11 protein-coding genes are annotated in these 15,628 nt (G+C 45.9%); 8 read left to right on the top strand and 3 right to left on the bottom strand.

What is annotated here, in order from left to right:
• The 6 genes from H532_RS18600 to H532_RS0110825 all read left to right on the top strand — a co-directional run.
• On the top strand, positions 1-423 hold a 423-nt coding region (locus tag H532_RS18600; RefSeq protein ID WP_027724930.1), incomplete at its 5' end, for an RNA-guided endonuclease TnpB family protein.
• Between the two features lie 244 nt (positions 424-667).
• On the top strand, positions 668-2,266 hold the full coding sequence (locus tag H532_RS0110845) for a LytS/YhcK type 5TM receptor domain-containing protein (RefSeq protein WP_027725500.1): 1,599 nt from the start codon (positions 668-670) through the stop codon (positions 2,264-2,266).
• 17 nt (positions 2,267-2,283) lie between these two features.
• A complete protein-coding gene (locus H532_RS20700) occupies positions 2,284-2,430 on the top strand; it encodes a hypothetical protein (RefSeq protein WP_211231970.1) in 147 nt (48 codons plus the stop codon).
• Between the two features lie 90 nt (positions 2,431-2,520).
• Entirely contained in the window at positions 2,521-3,288 is a 768-nt protein-coding gene (locus H532_RS18595) for a (Fe-S)-binding protein (RefSeq protein ID WP_038112209.1), read from the top strand.
• The gene (locus H532_RS0110830) at positions 3,254-4,705 is read left to right on the top strand and encodes a LutB/LldF family L-lactate oxidation iron-sulfur protein (RefSeq protein ID WP_027725499.1); all 1,452 of its coding nucleotides are present in this window, start codon (positions 3,254-3,256) and stop codon (positions 4,703-4,705) included. Before H532_RS18595 ends, H532_RS0110830 begins: the two co-directional genes overlap by 35 nt.
• On the top strand, positions 4,702-5,403 hold the full coding sequence (locus H532_RS0110825) for a LutC/YkgG family protein (protein ID WP_027725498.1): 702 nt from the start codon (positions 4,702-4,704) through the stop codon (positions 5,401-5,403). Before H532_RS0110830 ends, H532_RS0110825 begins: the two co-directional genes overlap by 4 nt.
• 71 nt (positions 5,404-5,474) lie before the next feature.
• Here the strand turns inward: H532_RS0110825 and H532_RS0110820 are convergent, their stop codons facing one another.
• The gene (locus H532_RS0110820) at positions 5,475-7,031 is read right to left on the bottom strand and encodes an esterase/lipase family protein (RefSeq protein WP_051263272.1); all 1,557 of its coding nucleotides are present in this window, start codon (positions 7,029-7,031) and stop codon (positions 5,475-5,477) included.
• Positions 7,032-7,323: 292 nt separating this feature from the next.
• On the opposite strand from H532_RS0110820, the gene H532_RS0110810 reads away from it, so the two are divergent.
• Together H532_RS0110810 and H532_RS19625 are read left to right on the top strand one after the other, a co-directional pair.
• On the top strand, positions 7,324-8,703 hold the full coding sequence (locus tag H532_RS0110810) for an aspartate kinase (protein ID WP_027725496.1): 1,380 nt from the start codon (positions 7,324-7,326) through the stop codon (positions 8,701-8,703).
• Between the two features lie 413 nt (positions 8,704-9,116).
• The gene (locus H532_RS19625; RefSeq protein WP_051263271.1) at positions 9,117-13,358 is read left to right on the top strand and encodes a 5'-nucleotidase C-terminal domain-containing protein; all 4,242 of its coding nucleotides are present in this window, start codon (positions 9,117-9,119) and stop codon (positions 13,356-13,358) included.
• 176 nt (positions 13,359-13,534) lie between these two features.
• On the opposite strand, the gene H532_RS0110795 is transcribed toward H532_RS19625, so the two are convergent.
• Positions 13,535-14,569 (bottom strand): zinc-binding dehydrogenase, encoded by a 1,035-nt coding sequence (locus H532_RS0110795; protein WP_027725495.1) that lies wholly within the window; start codon positions 14,567-14,569, stop codon positions 13,535-13,537.
• Positions 14,570-14,576: 7 nt separating this feature from the next.
• Complete coding sequence (locus tag H532_RS0110790; RefSeq protein WP_027725494.1) at positions 14,577-15,626, bottom strand: galactitol-1-phosphate 5-dehydrogenase; 1,050 nt, start codon at positions 15,624-15,626, stop codon at positions 14,577-14,579.
• Between the last annotated feature and the right edge of the window lie 2 nt (positions 15,627-15,628).

Here is a 15,628-nt window from a genome sequence, read left to right as displayed (position 1 = left end):
AAAATCCATGAAAAAATCGCCAACGTGCGTCATGATTACTTGCACAAGATTTCCACCTATCTCGTCAAAAACCACGACATCATAGGCATGGAATCGTTGCAAGTCAAGAACATGGTAAAGAATCATCACTTAGCGAAGTCCATTCACGATGCGAGTTGGAGCAAATTCAAAGACCTGATCACGTATAAAACCGAATGGTATGGCAAACAAAAAGTGGAGGTTGACGCTTATTTTCCAAGCAGCCAGCTCTGCGCCAATTGTGGTTATCATAACAAGAGGGTAAAAGATCTGGCCGTTCGTGAATGGACATGCCCTAATTGTAAAAGCATCCATGACCGTGATATCAATGCGGCGATTAACATAAAAAATGAAGCTCTACGCTTAGTCAATGGAACCGTGGGGACCACGGGGATCGCCTACTAAATTAGGGTTCGTTGGAACCCTCTACGTAGGAATCTCCCACTTCAAATTTTCGTTAGAAAATTAAGTGGGGGTAGTTCAAGAGTTGGTATAACCCGTAGGCCGCTGAACCAACAATCAACGCCGCCCCCGACGTGAACAAAGGTTCCATATCCATCGCTCCTCGGTAAAAGCTTTAAAATCCTTTGATAGCAGTTTATGTCGGAGCAGAATGTCCTAACGAAATTTATTTGAGAGGGAGCTTAATATGTTTCTTATTTTGGCGAGTCAGTTAGAAAGAGTTGGGTTTCTCATTGCCATGCTGTTTTTCTTATTAAGACTCCCGAAACTCCGCCAATTTATGCAGTTTCGCGGCGAACGCCGAAATCTTTGGATATTTATTCTTCTGTTCAGCTTTTTTGCGGTGTTGGGCACTTATTCAGGGGTCCGCGTCACGGGGGATGGGTATTCCCCCCAACCGTGGACAACCCATATTTCAGGTTTTGATGCCATCTCGACGAATCGAACGATTGGGGTCGTCATCGCTGGTTTATTTGGCGGGGTGAGAGCCGGATTGATGGTCGGGATCATTGCCGGCATTCATCGTTATTCCTTAGGGGGATTTGTCAACGTTGCGTGTATGGTCGCCCCAATATTAGAGGGGATTTTTGCCGGGCTTATGAAATCGTCCTTGAAAAGAAGGTTCCGCCATCTTTCTTCTGTGCAATTATCTTTTTTAGTAGGATTTGTGGCGGAGTCTTTACAGATGGGATTGATTTTACTTTTGGCCCGCCCTTTTGATGAAGCGCTTAGACTTGTCTCGTTAATCGCTTTACCGCAAATTCTCTCAAATAGCTTGGGTGTTGCCGCTTTTTTCGCGATGCTCATCCAAGTGGAACGGGAAGAGGAACGCATTGGGGCACACCATGCAGGCCAGGCCTTGCAAATCGCTGAAATGACGTTATCCTATTGGCGCGAACCTCTCCCGAAAGCCGTTGCCAAAATCGGACAAGCCCTGATTCAAGGGACAGAAGCCATTGGGGTCACTTTTCTGAAGGATGGACAAATCCTTTTTAAGGATGGAAAAACCACATTCCATAAGCTGGACTTACCGATCAAATACCGCAAGAAATTAATAGGGTATTTTCGCCTGTTTTATGAAAGTGATTTAGACAAGAAAGCTTTTAAAAACACGACGATTTTAAGAGGATTAAGCCAATTGTTTTCCCAGCAATATGCCCTAGCAGAGGCGGAAAGGCAAAAACATTTGGTAACGCGAGCCGAAATTAAAGCTTTACAAGCCCAGATGGACCCGCATTTTCTTTTTAACGCATTAAATACGATCAAATCACTCATCCGGACGTCGCCGGAAGAGGCGAGAAAAATGATTACAAAGCTTGGTAAGTACCTTAGAAAAAATATGCAAAATATCAATAAAGATTTGATTACCATTAGAGAAGAATTGGAACATGTTCAATTTTATCTGGACTTCGTAAAAGTAAGAATGGGTGACAGACTTCAAGTGGAATGGAAGATTGATGAGAAATATCTTGACTATTCGCTTCCCCCCTTGACCATTCAACCTTTGGTGGAAAACGCGATCGTTCACGGTTTTAAAAATATTAATCGCAAAGGTCTTCTCATTATCTCAATAGGTGAAACGGATAAAGGTTTGCTCATCAAGGTTTGTGATAACGGCGCAGGTATGGAACGGAATCTGGTTGACGAAAATAAAGAAGAGCATATGGGATTCGCATTGTCCAATATCCAGGAGCGCCTGATCTATCACTATGGGGAAAAAGTGGGCTTATCCTTTGAGACACAAAAGGGTAAGGGAACCACGGTATCTTTTATCCGGCCAATATAAAGATAGAGGTGGTCAACATGGCTTTTAGAGTATTAATAGTCGACGATGAACAACCCGCACGCGAGGAATTGGCTTATATGCTTGGGGAGATTCCGGATAAATACTTTGGGGGAGACAAAAATGGTATGGTCACAGACGTTAAGTATAGAGGTACAAAAAAATAGATCAGTTATAACCAAGTGACTTGTTATATGATAAAAAAGGGAGTTTCCAGTTTTTTAAGAATAATCGCCAAGGAGAGAAGGGATCCAATGATGAAAGTTTCGTTGTTTGTCACTTGCCTGTGTGAAATGTTTTATGCCGATGTGGCGAAGGATGTGGTGGAAGTTTTAGAAAGGCTTGGCTGCGAAGTGGATTTTCCGACCGGGCAGGTTTGCTGCGGGCAGCCGGCCTATAACAGCGGTTACCGGAAGGATGCCATCAAAGCGGCAAAACAAATGATTAAAGCTTTTGAAGGGGCAGACTACGTTGTCAGTCCGTCTGGGTCGTGTGCAGCGATGTTTAAAGAATACCCGGCAATATTTGCCGCTGAACCGGTCATGAAAGAGAAAGCCAGACAATTAGCGGCTAAGACGTATGAATTCACACAGTTCATAGTGGATGTTCTTAAAGTCGAAGATGTTGGTGCGAGTTTTCCGGTGAAGGCAACCTATCACACGTCATGCCATATGACACGATTGCTCGGTGTCACCGAAGCGCCTTTTAAACTATTAAAGCACGTTCGTGGTCTTGAACTTGTACCTCTTTCGAACAGTTATGATTGCTGTGGGTTTGGTGGTACTTTTTCGGTGAAGATGGTCCCGATTTCAGAACAAATGGCCGATGAGAAAATACGCCATATCGAGGAGACGGAAGCGGAAGTCTTGATCGGTGCCGATAATGGGTGTTTGATGCATATCGGTGGCAGACTGAATCGATTAGGAAAGCCCATCCGCGTCATGCATATCGCACAAGTGTTAAATCACCGCGGTGAAGGGGGCGAACCATATGTCGATGAAGATCGGAAATCAACCGTTCTTTGAACGCGTGGAGAAAAACCTTAAAGATCCGTATATGCGCCAGGCGATGGCCTCCGTCCAAGACCGATTGCGCGGCCGTAAATTGTCTGCTACGGTGAATGATGAATCGTTGGTCGATTGGGAAATGTGGCGGAACACAGGCGAAGAAATCCGCACCCACACGCTGAATCATTTGGATGTCTATTTGGAACAGTTAAGCGACAATTTCGCGGCGCGAGGTGGGCATGTCTTTTTCGCGGAAACGGCTGAGGAGGCAAGGCTTTATATACAAGAGCTCGTGAAAAAGAAAAAAGCAAAAAATGTCGTCAAGGCCAAATCCATGGTCACTGAGGAGATCGGCCTAAATGAGGCGCTGGAGGATATCGGCTGCCAAGTGCTGGAAACCGATTTGGCAGAATATATTTTGCAAGTCGATGACCACGACCGCCCGTCACATATTGTCGTTCCAGCGCTACATAAAAACCGGGAACAGATCCGTGATATCTTTCATGAAAAAATGGGATATACCAAAACGGAAAAACCGGAAGAACTAACGGCTTTTGCCCGCGAACAATTGCGCAATAGTTTTTTAGAAGCGGAAGTCGGCATTACGGGTTGTAATTTTGCCGTTGCCGAATCGGGTTCCATTGTGCTAGTGACAAATGAAGGGAATGCGAACATGGTCACCACCATTCCCGACACCGTTATAACCGTGATGGGAATGGAACGGATCGTCCCTTCTTGGGAAGAATTAGACATCCTCGTCACATTATTATGTCGGAGCGCCATCGGACAAAAGCTAACCACGTATATAACGGGATTTTCGCCAGAATTAGAAGAAGACAGCTTAGATAGTCCAAAAGATTATCATCTCGTCATTGTCGATAACGGCAGGTCCAATGCCCTGGGGACGGAATTTCAACCGGTTCTTCATTGCATCCGCTGCGCTGCTTGCGTTAACGTCTGTCCGGTTTACCGACATATTGGTGGCCACTCCTATGGCTCCATTTATCAAGGACCGATCGGCGCGGTATTGTCTCCTATTCTCGGAGGCTATGAAACATATGGGGAGTTACCGTATGCTTCAAGCCTTTGCGGTGCTTGTACGGAGACGTGCCCAGTAAAAATCCCGCTTCATGAACTACTCATCCGGCACCGGGAGCGTTATGTCAACGGGGTCGGACATCCGAAAACGGGTGAAAAAATGATGATGGGCCTATTTGGCATTGGCGCTAGCACACCGACATTATTTCAAATGGCGACGAAAATGGCGCCTTGGATGCTCGGGCCATTCGCCGAAGACGGCCGCGTGACAAAAGGCCCAGGGCCCTTGAAACCGTGGACGGAGATCCGTGACCTTCCCGCCCCCAGCAAAGATAACTTTAGAAAATGGTTTAAACAACATAAGAACTCTAACAGTGAGGGAGGTGCGGACTCATGAAACAGGGTGTGATTCAGAATCGGGAGCGATTTTTAAATCACTTGGCGGAAAAACTCGGCCGGGGGAGAAAAACAGCCGTTGAAAAACCGGAGTGGACTTACCAACCCCAAAGAGAAATTTTCAAAAGGTGGTCGAAGGAGGAATTACTCAACCTTTTTATAAAATCGGCAAAAGCGAACCACTCCGAAGTGTATGAAACAACCGCGGAAGAGCTTCCGGGCCAGCTGGTGAAAACATTTGAAAACTTCGGCGGCGGACCGATTGTCGCCAGTAAAGACGCGCGTTTTGCCGAATTTGGCTTGGAAAGCGTCTTGTCCGAATATGGCGTTTCCTTTTGGGATATCCAAAAAGGAAGCAGGCAAATGGATTCAGCCGCTGCGGCAAACATCGGCCTTTCTTTCAGTGATATCACCTTGGCGGAATCGGGGACGGCCGTATTTTTCAATGATAAACACAAAGCGCGATCCATCAATTTATTGCCCGTGTCCTCTATCATCATCGTCCCGAAAAACACGCTCGTCCCTCGCATCACCCAGGCTTGCGACTTCATCAACCAACGCGTCCAGAGTGGTGAGCCCATCGAAAGCTATATCAACATGGTTTCCGGACCGAGCAACAGCGCCGATATTGAGATGAACCTAGTCGTCGGCGTCCACGGACCGATCAAAGTCTGCTTTATCGTGGTGATTGATAAATAGAGCGGTATCATAAAAAGCAACCAGAGTTGACTCCTTCGGTGAAAGGACAACTCTGGTTATTTTAAGGGATTTTAATGGGTTTCAACAATCGTTCTTTTGAAAGGATAGCCGGCTTGGGTGAGGCCTTCGATGTCAGCGGTGATGTTGTAAATCGCATCTGGGTCATCTAGGATAATGTCATGTTTGGATCTGGATTTTACGATGGCATTGAGCGCTTCGGTAACAGTCGCGCTTTTTTCTTTAACTATTCTGTATGTGACTTTTAATGATTGGAGATCAATGCTGCTTTCATTCGCGCTAAATTGGCATGTGAACTGCTTCGCTTTCTCTTTCTCATGAGCGACCACACTCATATTTTTCCAAAAAGTGAGATGAGCATCGGAAAGAAAATGACTGACAAGCAAGTAGGCATCTTTTTGATCGGCATTGACGTGTAATGTCCAGGTGCCAGGTTCTGGGTGGTTTAATTCCAATCCGTGGTGGATAGCTCCCTTGAAAATGCCGATCGTCGTTTTTTCACTTGCTGCTTCGGCATTGATCTGCCTTCCGTCCGGAGATATCCAGTAAATGGCGCTTAATTGATCGGTCGTTAGAACATCAAGGCGGAGCCGCTTCACATGATCTTCGACGGTAACAGAGATCGGATTGTCACCGGGCGACAGGGGACCGCCGTGGATCCAATGACTGACTTCCGACGACTCGCCGGATGCCTTTTCATGGTATTTTTTGACGGTAAGCGGCATATTGGCTGTTTCGGCTATAATCGGTTCAAAATATGGGAAAGTAATGCCTGTGCGTATTTTGAAGTGGTCCCAAGCGCCAATTGCAATCTCATGGCCGTAAGGGAGACGACTGCTTGCGACTGTTACAACGCCATCGCTTTCACCGTATTGGCTCAAATAAAGGCCGCCAAACCATGTGGAGGAAAACCATCTTCCCCAGTCATGACCGCCCATTGTGTCGAAACGGTTATAATAAGCTTCTTGCCGCCTGTCGGTCGCTTGTCGGAAGCTTTCCATATAAGCGGTTTGCATGGAATAGGTGCCGTCACCTTGTTTGCCGAGAAGTTTAGCTAGCCACCCTGCCCAAGCACTATACGCCAAGTCCGCTAACTGTGACCCGTGGTGCGGAGTGGATAACGTGATGACATTTGTGACATATGGCCATGCGCCGTAGTAAACGAGAGCGGTTTGGGCATCGACGCCGCCTTTGCTGTGGGCGATGATCGCAAGCGGACGATTCCCGAAGTAACGGTGAATGTCCTTTATTTTATCAGCCAGGAGGCGGCCGTTATCCCACATGTCCGCTGAAGTTCCGCTGGCGTCATAAAGTTGCAAAAAGGCCGTCTGATAACCGTGTTGAAGAGCTGTTTCATACATATCGTTGTCTTCCCACCACATTTGCGCCGTGCTGTTCAGCCCTTGGACAAACAATAGGATCGGAGCACCCGGTTTAGGATTTGACGGTGGTTGGCCGATATACCATTCGCCCGGCGTTTCGGTATGGCCATTACCTCCACTTCCCATCGGATGAACAGCGCGCGGTGTCAGAAGCGGTGCGGGCTGTTTTTTTGTTGAGCGTACTTTAGAAAACGTCCGGTTGAACGGGGATAGTCCAAAAATAAACATGAGGATCAACACCATTGAAAAGGTTTTTTTATCATCATAATCCCTTCGAAGGCTTGCTTCAATAATTCAGAAGGCCATTTTAGCAAGAATATTTCGGTAATATTAAAAATAGTACGTTTTTCATAAGCTCTGTTTTGTCATGACATGGTGGCTATGTCTAACTCGTGACAAGTGGACAAATCATGCAAACGAAGTTGGATTTTTTTCAGAAAAAACTCTTGAATCAAGGCGGAAAACAAAAGATAATAGGACTTAAATTTGGTTGGAAAATAAAGAGGAGATAACAGGTGCAATGAAGGTAGCAAAGTTTGGGGGAACATCACTCGCATCGGCAGAACAGATTAGAAAGGTCTTTCGAATTGTCACCTCCGACCCTAAGCGGAAAATAATTGTCGTCTCCGCACCGGGGAAGCGGTATGCGAAAGATACGAAAATTACCGATCTGCTGATTGCCTGTGGCCGGGCGATTTTGGGTCATGAAGAGGCCACTTTTTGGCTTGAGCAAATTCTTGATCGGTATTCTGAGATTGCCAATGAACTTGGCCTCGGCAATGAAATCATCATGGACATTCGAGAGAACTTATATCGTCTCGTGAACAACCGTAAAAACGATCCGCTATTGTTTATGGAAGCATTAAAAGCGAGCGGTGAAGACTTTCACGCCCGTTTAATCGCCCGCTATTTCCAAAAGGAGGGCGTCGAGGCGAGTTATGTTCATCCAGCTGAAGCGGGGCTTTTATTAACTGGTGCACCGGGAAATGCCAAAGTATTGCCGGAATCCTATGGCCTTCTCCGCCGGCTTAGAGACCGGTCGGGCCTGATCATCTTTCCCGGATTTTTTGGCTCCACAAAAAACGGTGATATATTAACGTTTTCGCGAAGCGGCTCCGACATCACCGGGGCGATACTTGCCGTCGGGGTTCAAGCTGAGCTCTATGAAAATTTTACCGACGTTGATGCGGTCTATTCCGTCAATCCCGCCTTAATTCCGCATCCAAAAAAAATTAAAGAGATCACTTTCCGCGAAATGCGGGAATTATCTTATGCCGGTTTTTCGGTCATCCATGATGAGGCGTTAATCCCGGCATTTCGGGCGGGAATTCCCGTTCACATTCGCAATACAAATCACCCAGAAGCACCTGGTACAAAAATCGTCAAAACGCGCCAAAATACCAATGGCCCCGTCATTGGCATCGCAAGTGATTCTGGGTTTTGCAGCCTTTTTGTCAGTAAATACTTGATGAACCGAGAGCTTGGTTTTGGCCGCCGCCTTTTGCAAATTCTAGAAGATTATCAGATTTCTTTTGAACACATACCATCGGGTATCGATGAGCTGACCGTGATACTCCGTGAACATCAATTAACTGAGGCGGTCAAAAAGGACTTGATTGAGCGAATCGAAAAAGACCTTCACCCTGATTCCGTGGCTATTGAACAACATCTTTCATTAATCATGATGGTCGGTGAAGGCATGCGACAAACGGTCGGTACAGCCGCTCGCGCAGCGAAGGCGCTGTCTCTTTCCAATATCAATATTGAAATGATCAATCAAGGCTCTTCAGAGGTCAGCATGATGTTCGGCGTCAAGGAAGCGGTTGAGGCTGAAGCCGTCCGTGCGCTTTATCACGAGTTTTTCGAAACAGCCCATGTCGGCACCACAAAGAATCTTTAAAAAATGATTGTAGCGCTAAAGCTCCATTGTCATAGAAAAATATAGAACCATCTCAAGCGTTCCCTTGAAACCGATGAAATCGGTCACTCGGCGTGGGGCGCTTTTTTCTTTTATCATATTAGGACAAGTCAGTATCATACACGGCGAATTTGCAGGCTTTAAATAGGCCGGTGTTTCCGGATAAGGTTAAAGCGTGAACGCGGGGTTGTGCAGTTCCGCATTTTTCCGTTGTTCTCCGGATAAAAAGGGCGTCCATCAGTGATCGTTAAAAATCCGTCGTTTTACCCAGGAAATAAGGTAGGGCTTCTGTATCGAACTTTAAGTATTTTTTAAAAATATATTAAATTTATAACCCGCCTTTTTCGGTGTGTTACTTTAAAAGCGATGATCGATGACAATGGAGGTGTTAGCGCGTGAAGTTTAGTAAACTCGTAAAATTATTGTTGGCCTTCATTCTCGTTGTCCCGTTTCCGGCTTTTATTTATGATGCGGGTCAAAAGGCCAACGCAGAGACGGCTCTAGACCCACCGCCGTTTATTCCTCACCACGGGACACTAAAAGGAAAAGTGTTGTTTGATAATACCCATGGTGAAACGGCAGGAGCGGCGGATTGGGTCATTGATGGGGCTTTTTCAGATTTTGCCCAGGCGATTGCCGACCAAGGCTATGATGTTACGGAATTGCGCCAAACGACACCCATTACGTATGACGATTTGAAAGACTATGATGTGTTTGTACTCGGCGAATCGAATATTCCCTTTAAAAAATCAGAACAAGATGCCATGTTGGAATATGTACAAAATGGCGGAAGCATCTTTTTTATTGGTGATCACTATAATTCCGACCGCAACCTTAATCGTTGGGATTCCGGAGAAGTCTTTAATGGATTCCGCCGCGGAGCTTGGGATGATCCTACAAAAGGAATGACGGCCGAGGAGGCCAATTCCCAGGCGATGCAAGGTGTCGAGAGTTCTGATTGGCTAGGCGAAAATTTCGGTGTCCGTTTCCGCACGAATGCTTTAGGGGATATCACAAGCGGTGAGACCGTTGTTTCTCCAGATCAATCTTTCGGCATCACTCAAGGGGTCTCGACGGTCGAAATGCATGCCGGGTCCACCCTCGCGATATTGGACCCCAAAAAAGCGAAAGGTTTGATTTATTTGCCGGAAAATCCACCGGCATGGGGTCCTGCGGTAGATCAAGGTGTGTACAATAATGGCGGGATTGATGAAGGGGCTTTTGCTGCTATCACCAAAGTTGGCAAGGGAAAAGCCGCCTTTTTAGGAGACTCTTCTCCAGTTGAAGATTCAACGCCAAAATATTTACGTGAAGATACTGGAAAAGCCAAAGTAACATATGATGGCTTTTCATCGGAAGGCGATGACAGCACCTTTTTAATCAATACCATTTTGTGGTTGGCTCATCATGAAGATTATACCAGCTTTGATCAAGTGCCTGGATTGCAATTAAGTGAGCCGACACCACTTTATGATTGGGAACAACCACAAAACACGACGGAACCGCAACATGAGCCTTGGGCTGACCCACCAGCTGGTTATAAATGGTATGATCCATCGACATTTGCCCCCGGATCCTACGGTTCCGATCAAGAAGTAGCCACCAACCCGGTTTATTCTTTCGTCCATCAAGAAACGTTGCCAAACCAAGAGCCGTTTCAAATCCGGTTAAGTGTCACGAATCTCATGCCAGGCCAGACGTTGGATCATTTGAAAATAGGCATATATCAAAATGGCGGTACGCAAATCGCTAAGTTTAAAGATGCGAATGGCCAGTGGATGACGAATTACGGGTATTCGCCTGAGTTTTCTGTTACAGCTGATGCCACTGGCAACGCCCATATCGATTTGGATGTCCAAATCAACCCGTCCTATGTTGGCACGGCGAATCTAAGACTGAAGGTAGACGGTGACAACGCCCTTACAGAAAGCGTCCGGATCGAAAACGTGCCAGCAGAACCGCTGCCCCCGTACGAAGTCCCGGTCCCTGATTTGTCAAAAATTGCCGAGGCGCGCAATGCTGCTGATGGGACAACCGTCACTGTAGAGGGCATCATTACAACGCCGCCCGGAGTCTGGGGGGCAAAAGGCTTTTATCTTCAAGATTCTACCGGCGGCATTTATGTGTATCAATCGGATTCGACTTATTCGGAAGGGCAAAAGGTAAAACTCTCCGCGGTGAAATCGACGTATAACGGTGAAGTAGAACTGACCAATATCATCAAATCGACGGATGAAGGCCGAGCGCCTGTTCCGGATCCGAAGATTGTGTCAAAGGTGGACGAGACCAATCAAGGCGAGCTTTTAACGTTGCAACATGTAACAGTTAAAAACATCGGCACACCGGATAAATACGGCACCTTTGAGTTTGATGCGGTAAACGGCGAGACGACGAATCGTGTCCGCGTGGATAGTCGTTCGGGTATGGACTACAACAGCTTTACATCCCGTTATGCTGAGGGTTCGGTATTAGACATTACCGGCATCGGCTCGGTTTTTAAAGGAACGTATCAATTGAAGCCTCGATCTGCTTCTGACTTTTCACTCGCAGAGATCGGTGACCATCCCGTTCATGTACAGTTACTTGGGATCAACGATTTGCACGGTAAAATCGATCAGCATTATGCGGATTTGGATGTCAATGGCGACGGACAGCCGGATGGCACATTTGGCGGCGCCGATTATTTGGCGTCTTATTTGAGACAAAAGGCTTCCGAAGAAACGAACACCTTGCTCGTCGGGGTCGGTGACTTAATCGGTGGTAGTTCCCCGGTTTCCGCCCTATTCCAAGATGAACCGACTGTCGAAATTTTAAATGCCATGGGCATGGATGTGGCTGTACCAGGAAATCATGAATTCGACGAAGGGTTAACGGAATTATTGCGGATGGTAAATGGCGGCGACTATCCTGGCGATGATGTCAACCGTCCATACAATGGTATGGATTTTCCGATGATTGCTGCCAACATTGTTTATAAAGATACAGGGGAAACGGTGTTTAAACCTTATGAAGTAAAAACGTTCGCGGGACAAAAAATTGCTTTTATCGGTGTCGATACGCCGGCGACAGCTGGAATGGTCATGCCCGATGGGATTAAAGACATTGCCTTTATCGATCCGGTCCAAGCGATTAACCGAGCGGTTGACGGGCTCCATAAAGAAGGCATACATGCGATCGTTGTTATAGCCCACTCCCCCGCTCATCAAGAGGAGTCTGGAAACATTACAGACGAAGCGGCTGAAATCGCTAAAAAAGTCGATGATGATGTCGATGTCATTTTTGCCGGTCACAATCATGAGGTTGCCAATGGTGTTGTTGATGGAAAATTGGTCATAGAGGCGAGTGAATACGGTAAAGCGTTCAGTGATGTCGATTTAACCATAGACCCTGAGACCTCTGACATTGTCGAAAAAAGCGGTCAGGTTGTTTGGGTGAATGATGGTCAAGCGCAACCGGATGAGACAGTGAGTCAAATTCTTACTAAATATGAAGACTTAGTTCAAGACAAGCTCAATGAAGTCATTGGAACGGCTGCGATCGATATGAATGGGGGCTATGCCGAAAAAGGGGCCATCGGCGACAATGCGCTCGGCAACTTGATTGCTGATGGGATGCGCCATGCGATGCACAGCGACTTTGCTTTAATGAACGGCGGTGGCATCCGCGATAATCTGGAAAAAGGCGAAATAACTTGGAATGACTTGTTTAATATTCAACCGTTCGGAAATACGCTGGTGAAGTTGGAAGTGACGGGTGCGGATTTGAAAGAGATCTTGAGACGGCAGTTGAGCGCTCAATACGGCCCGGATTATAGCATCAGCGGTTTTAAATATACTTGGACGGTGAAAAACGGAACACCTGAGATCGTCGATGTCACGCTTCCCAATGGTGAAAAATTGAAAGAGGATAAAACCTATACCGTAACGGTCAACAATTTTATGGCCCAAGCCACAGCGTATAAATATCGTATTATTGGCGAAAGAGGGAAAAATCCGGTTCAAGGGCCGGAGGATATTGACGCGACGGTTGCTTTTGTAAAAAGTTTCAAAAAACCAATTGCTTATAAAGCGGAAGGGCGAATCTCAGAAATATATACGATTACTCCGGACGTCACTGTTTCCAAAGGTACGGCCAATGTGACGGTAACCGATGAGGCGATTGCAGGAAATGTGGATCATTCGGTTTTAGTTCTAGATATTGAGCCGTTGAAAAATAAGACATACCGCGTTTTATTTACGGCTAGCCAAGTCAAAGCACTCATTGACCAAAATGTGCCCATCGTCATCAAAAAGGCGAATGGCTCCATCACCCTGCCAATCGAAAACTTTACGAAAGACAAACCAGCCGAGCTGTTCGTAAAAGAAAGGAAACTCTTGCAAAATAAATGGGCACTGATCAACGCCTTCACCATTAAACTGAAACAAGGAAATACAGAATTGAAACGACTGCGCGTACCTGCTGTGCTTTCCTTTTCAGTTGGTGCGGACAAAGGCATCCCTCCCAAATATTTTGGTGTTTATCTTAAGCAAAAAGGCAAACGCTGGCAATCCCTTTGCGGCCGCTACACCGACCAACACATTACCGTCCAAACCACCCACTTCGGCACCTTCGTCATATGGGGGGTCAGACCCCGTTGATGTCAATAAATGGAATGGATGTAGATCTAACAGACTATGTTTCCTTTCATACTTTAGTGTAATGAGGGACAGTCCCCCTATAAAAAAAGGAGAGGTGTAACGTATGAAAATCGCCGCAACCCCAAGCGGGATGCGGCTTCTTTTACGCTTTAAAGGAGTGGGGGACAGACCCCCCATTAAAAAGATTTTATCATGACTTTAATTTCTTCGCCGGCCATGGCGGCTTCAAAGCCACTCCGCCATTCTTCAAGGGGAACGATTTTTGTGACCATTTTTTCAACATCTATTTTTTGATCTTCTAATAGTTTAAGGGCGATGGTCCATGAGCTGGGTTTTTGTGAACGGGAACCGACATAAGTTATTTCTCGTTGAATAATGGATTCTTGGTCCAGCGGGTTCATTTTATTAGCGAACAGGCCGACCTGAACAAGTGTGCCTTTTTTCTTAATTAAGGGTAAACCTTGATTTAAAGCGGGGACTGCACCGGAACATTCAAAGACTTTATCGACACCATAGTAGTTTGTATGTGTTAAAACAATTTCTTCTAGATTTTCCGTCACAGTATCGACGACAACATCAGCACCTAACGATTTTGCCAGTTCTAAACGATGTCGATCCTTCGTAATACCCGCCATGATGGCAAAGGCTCCTTGGGCTTTGACAACTTGTAGAAGCAATAAACCGATTGGTCCCGGGCCGAAGATGAGCACTTTATCATCCTTCGTTACTGTGGTTTTTTCTAGTGCAGCATGGACTGTACAGGCGAGCGGTTCTGTTAAAGCGGCAGCTTTCAAACTAATTTTATCGGGAAGGACGTGGACACTTTCTTCTCTGGAGATGACATATTCAGCCATGCTGCCGTTTACCTGTGTTCCGATTCCTTCGCGGTTAGGGCAAAGATTATAATCTTTCTCCAAACAATAATCGCATGTACCGCACGTCGTAAATGTGGTTTCACTCGTTACCCGGTCACCGACCTTAACATTTTTGACGTTTGGCCCCACTTCGACGACGATTCCGGAAAACTCATGCCCAAGCACAACCGGTACTCTTGGATTGCCATATTCGCCTTTAAAAGTATGAATATCGGAACCGCAAATTCCGGTGTAGGCAACTTTGATCTTTACTTGATCATCTGAAACAACCGGTTCAGGGATATCCCTTAACTCCATATTGTCATAGCCTTTTTCATATTTCATGACGGATTTCATTAATTGCTCACTCCTCGATGTTCGGTTTGATCATCACTTTGTTGTAATCTTCTTCACGGTTAACCATCAGGTTGAACGCTTTTTGTGTGTCTTCCAACTTAAAGCGGTGAGAAATGAGTTCTTTGAGTTTGATTTTTCCCTGTTTGACAAACTCCACTGTATTTGTCCATTCCTTTCCAGGAAATGGCGCGGAATAAGAGTTCCAGAAGCCTTTCAAGGTTAATTCCCTTCGAAAAATGTTTTCAAAGGCTCTTTCCCTTAATAACACGTCCTGATAAGCAATTCCAAGGTAACCGACTTTACCGTGTTTACGGGTGATGAGTAGGCACTGTTCTTGTGTAATTTTAGAACCGGCGCATTCCAAAGCGATGTCAACACCGCGGCCGTTGGTATATTCTTTTATTTTTTCTTCAAGATCTTCTTTAAGTGAGTGAATCGTTTTCGAGGCTCCAAATAAACGGGCATCTTCTAACTTTTTGTCTGATATATCGATTGCGATGATTTCTTTCACCCCATTGAGCTTTAGCCATTGAAGCGCCAAAATACCGATTGTACCAACCCCAAAAATGGCAACGGTATCTCCGAGTTGTGGGTGAATATTTAACACACCATGTAAGGCGACTGCTGAAGGCTCAATCATGGCTGCATCTTCAAAATCCATATCACCAATGGGCAGAACATTGTTTGCATTGATATTGACATATTCGGCGAATGCGCCGAAGGATTTTGAGCCGATCATCCCGTGATCCTCACATAAGGAAAATTCGCCCTTTAAACAATACTCGCATGAATAACAAGGGATAAAAGGAATACCAGCGACACGCTCGCCTAATTTTACGTTTGTAACATTGTCCCCAACTTCGACGACATACCCTGAAAATTCATGACCCATGATAGCCGGAAGCGGATACTTCCATTTGGTGACCATTTTGTGCGTATCAGATCCACAAATGCCTGCGGCCATCACCTTGATCCTTACTTCATCCGGACGGCATGGGCGAAGCTCGATGTCTTCATAAACGATGTGATTTTCCGAATGTAATACAGCTGCTTTCATTG

It is taken from the genome of Tuberibacillus calidus DSM 17572 (assembly GCF_000430685.1).
Taxonomy (GTDB): Bacteria; Bacillota; Bacilli; order Bacillales; family Sporolactobacillaceae; genus Tuberibacillus; species Tuberibacillus calidus.
The sequence above is the reverse complement of the archived record's forward strand: the minus strand, read 5'-3'. Positions and strand labels throughout refer to the sequence as shown.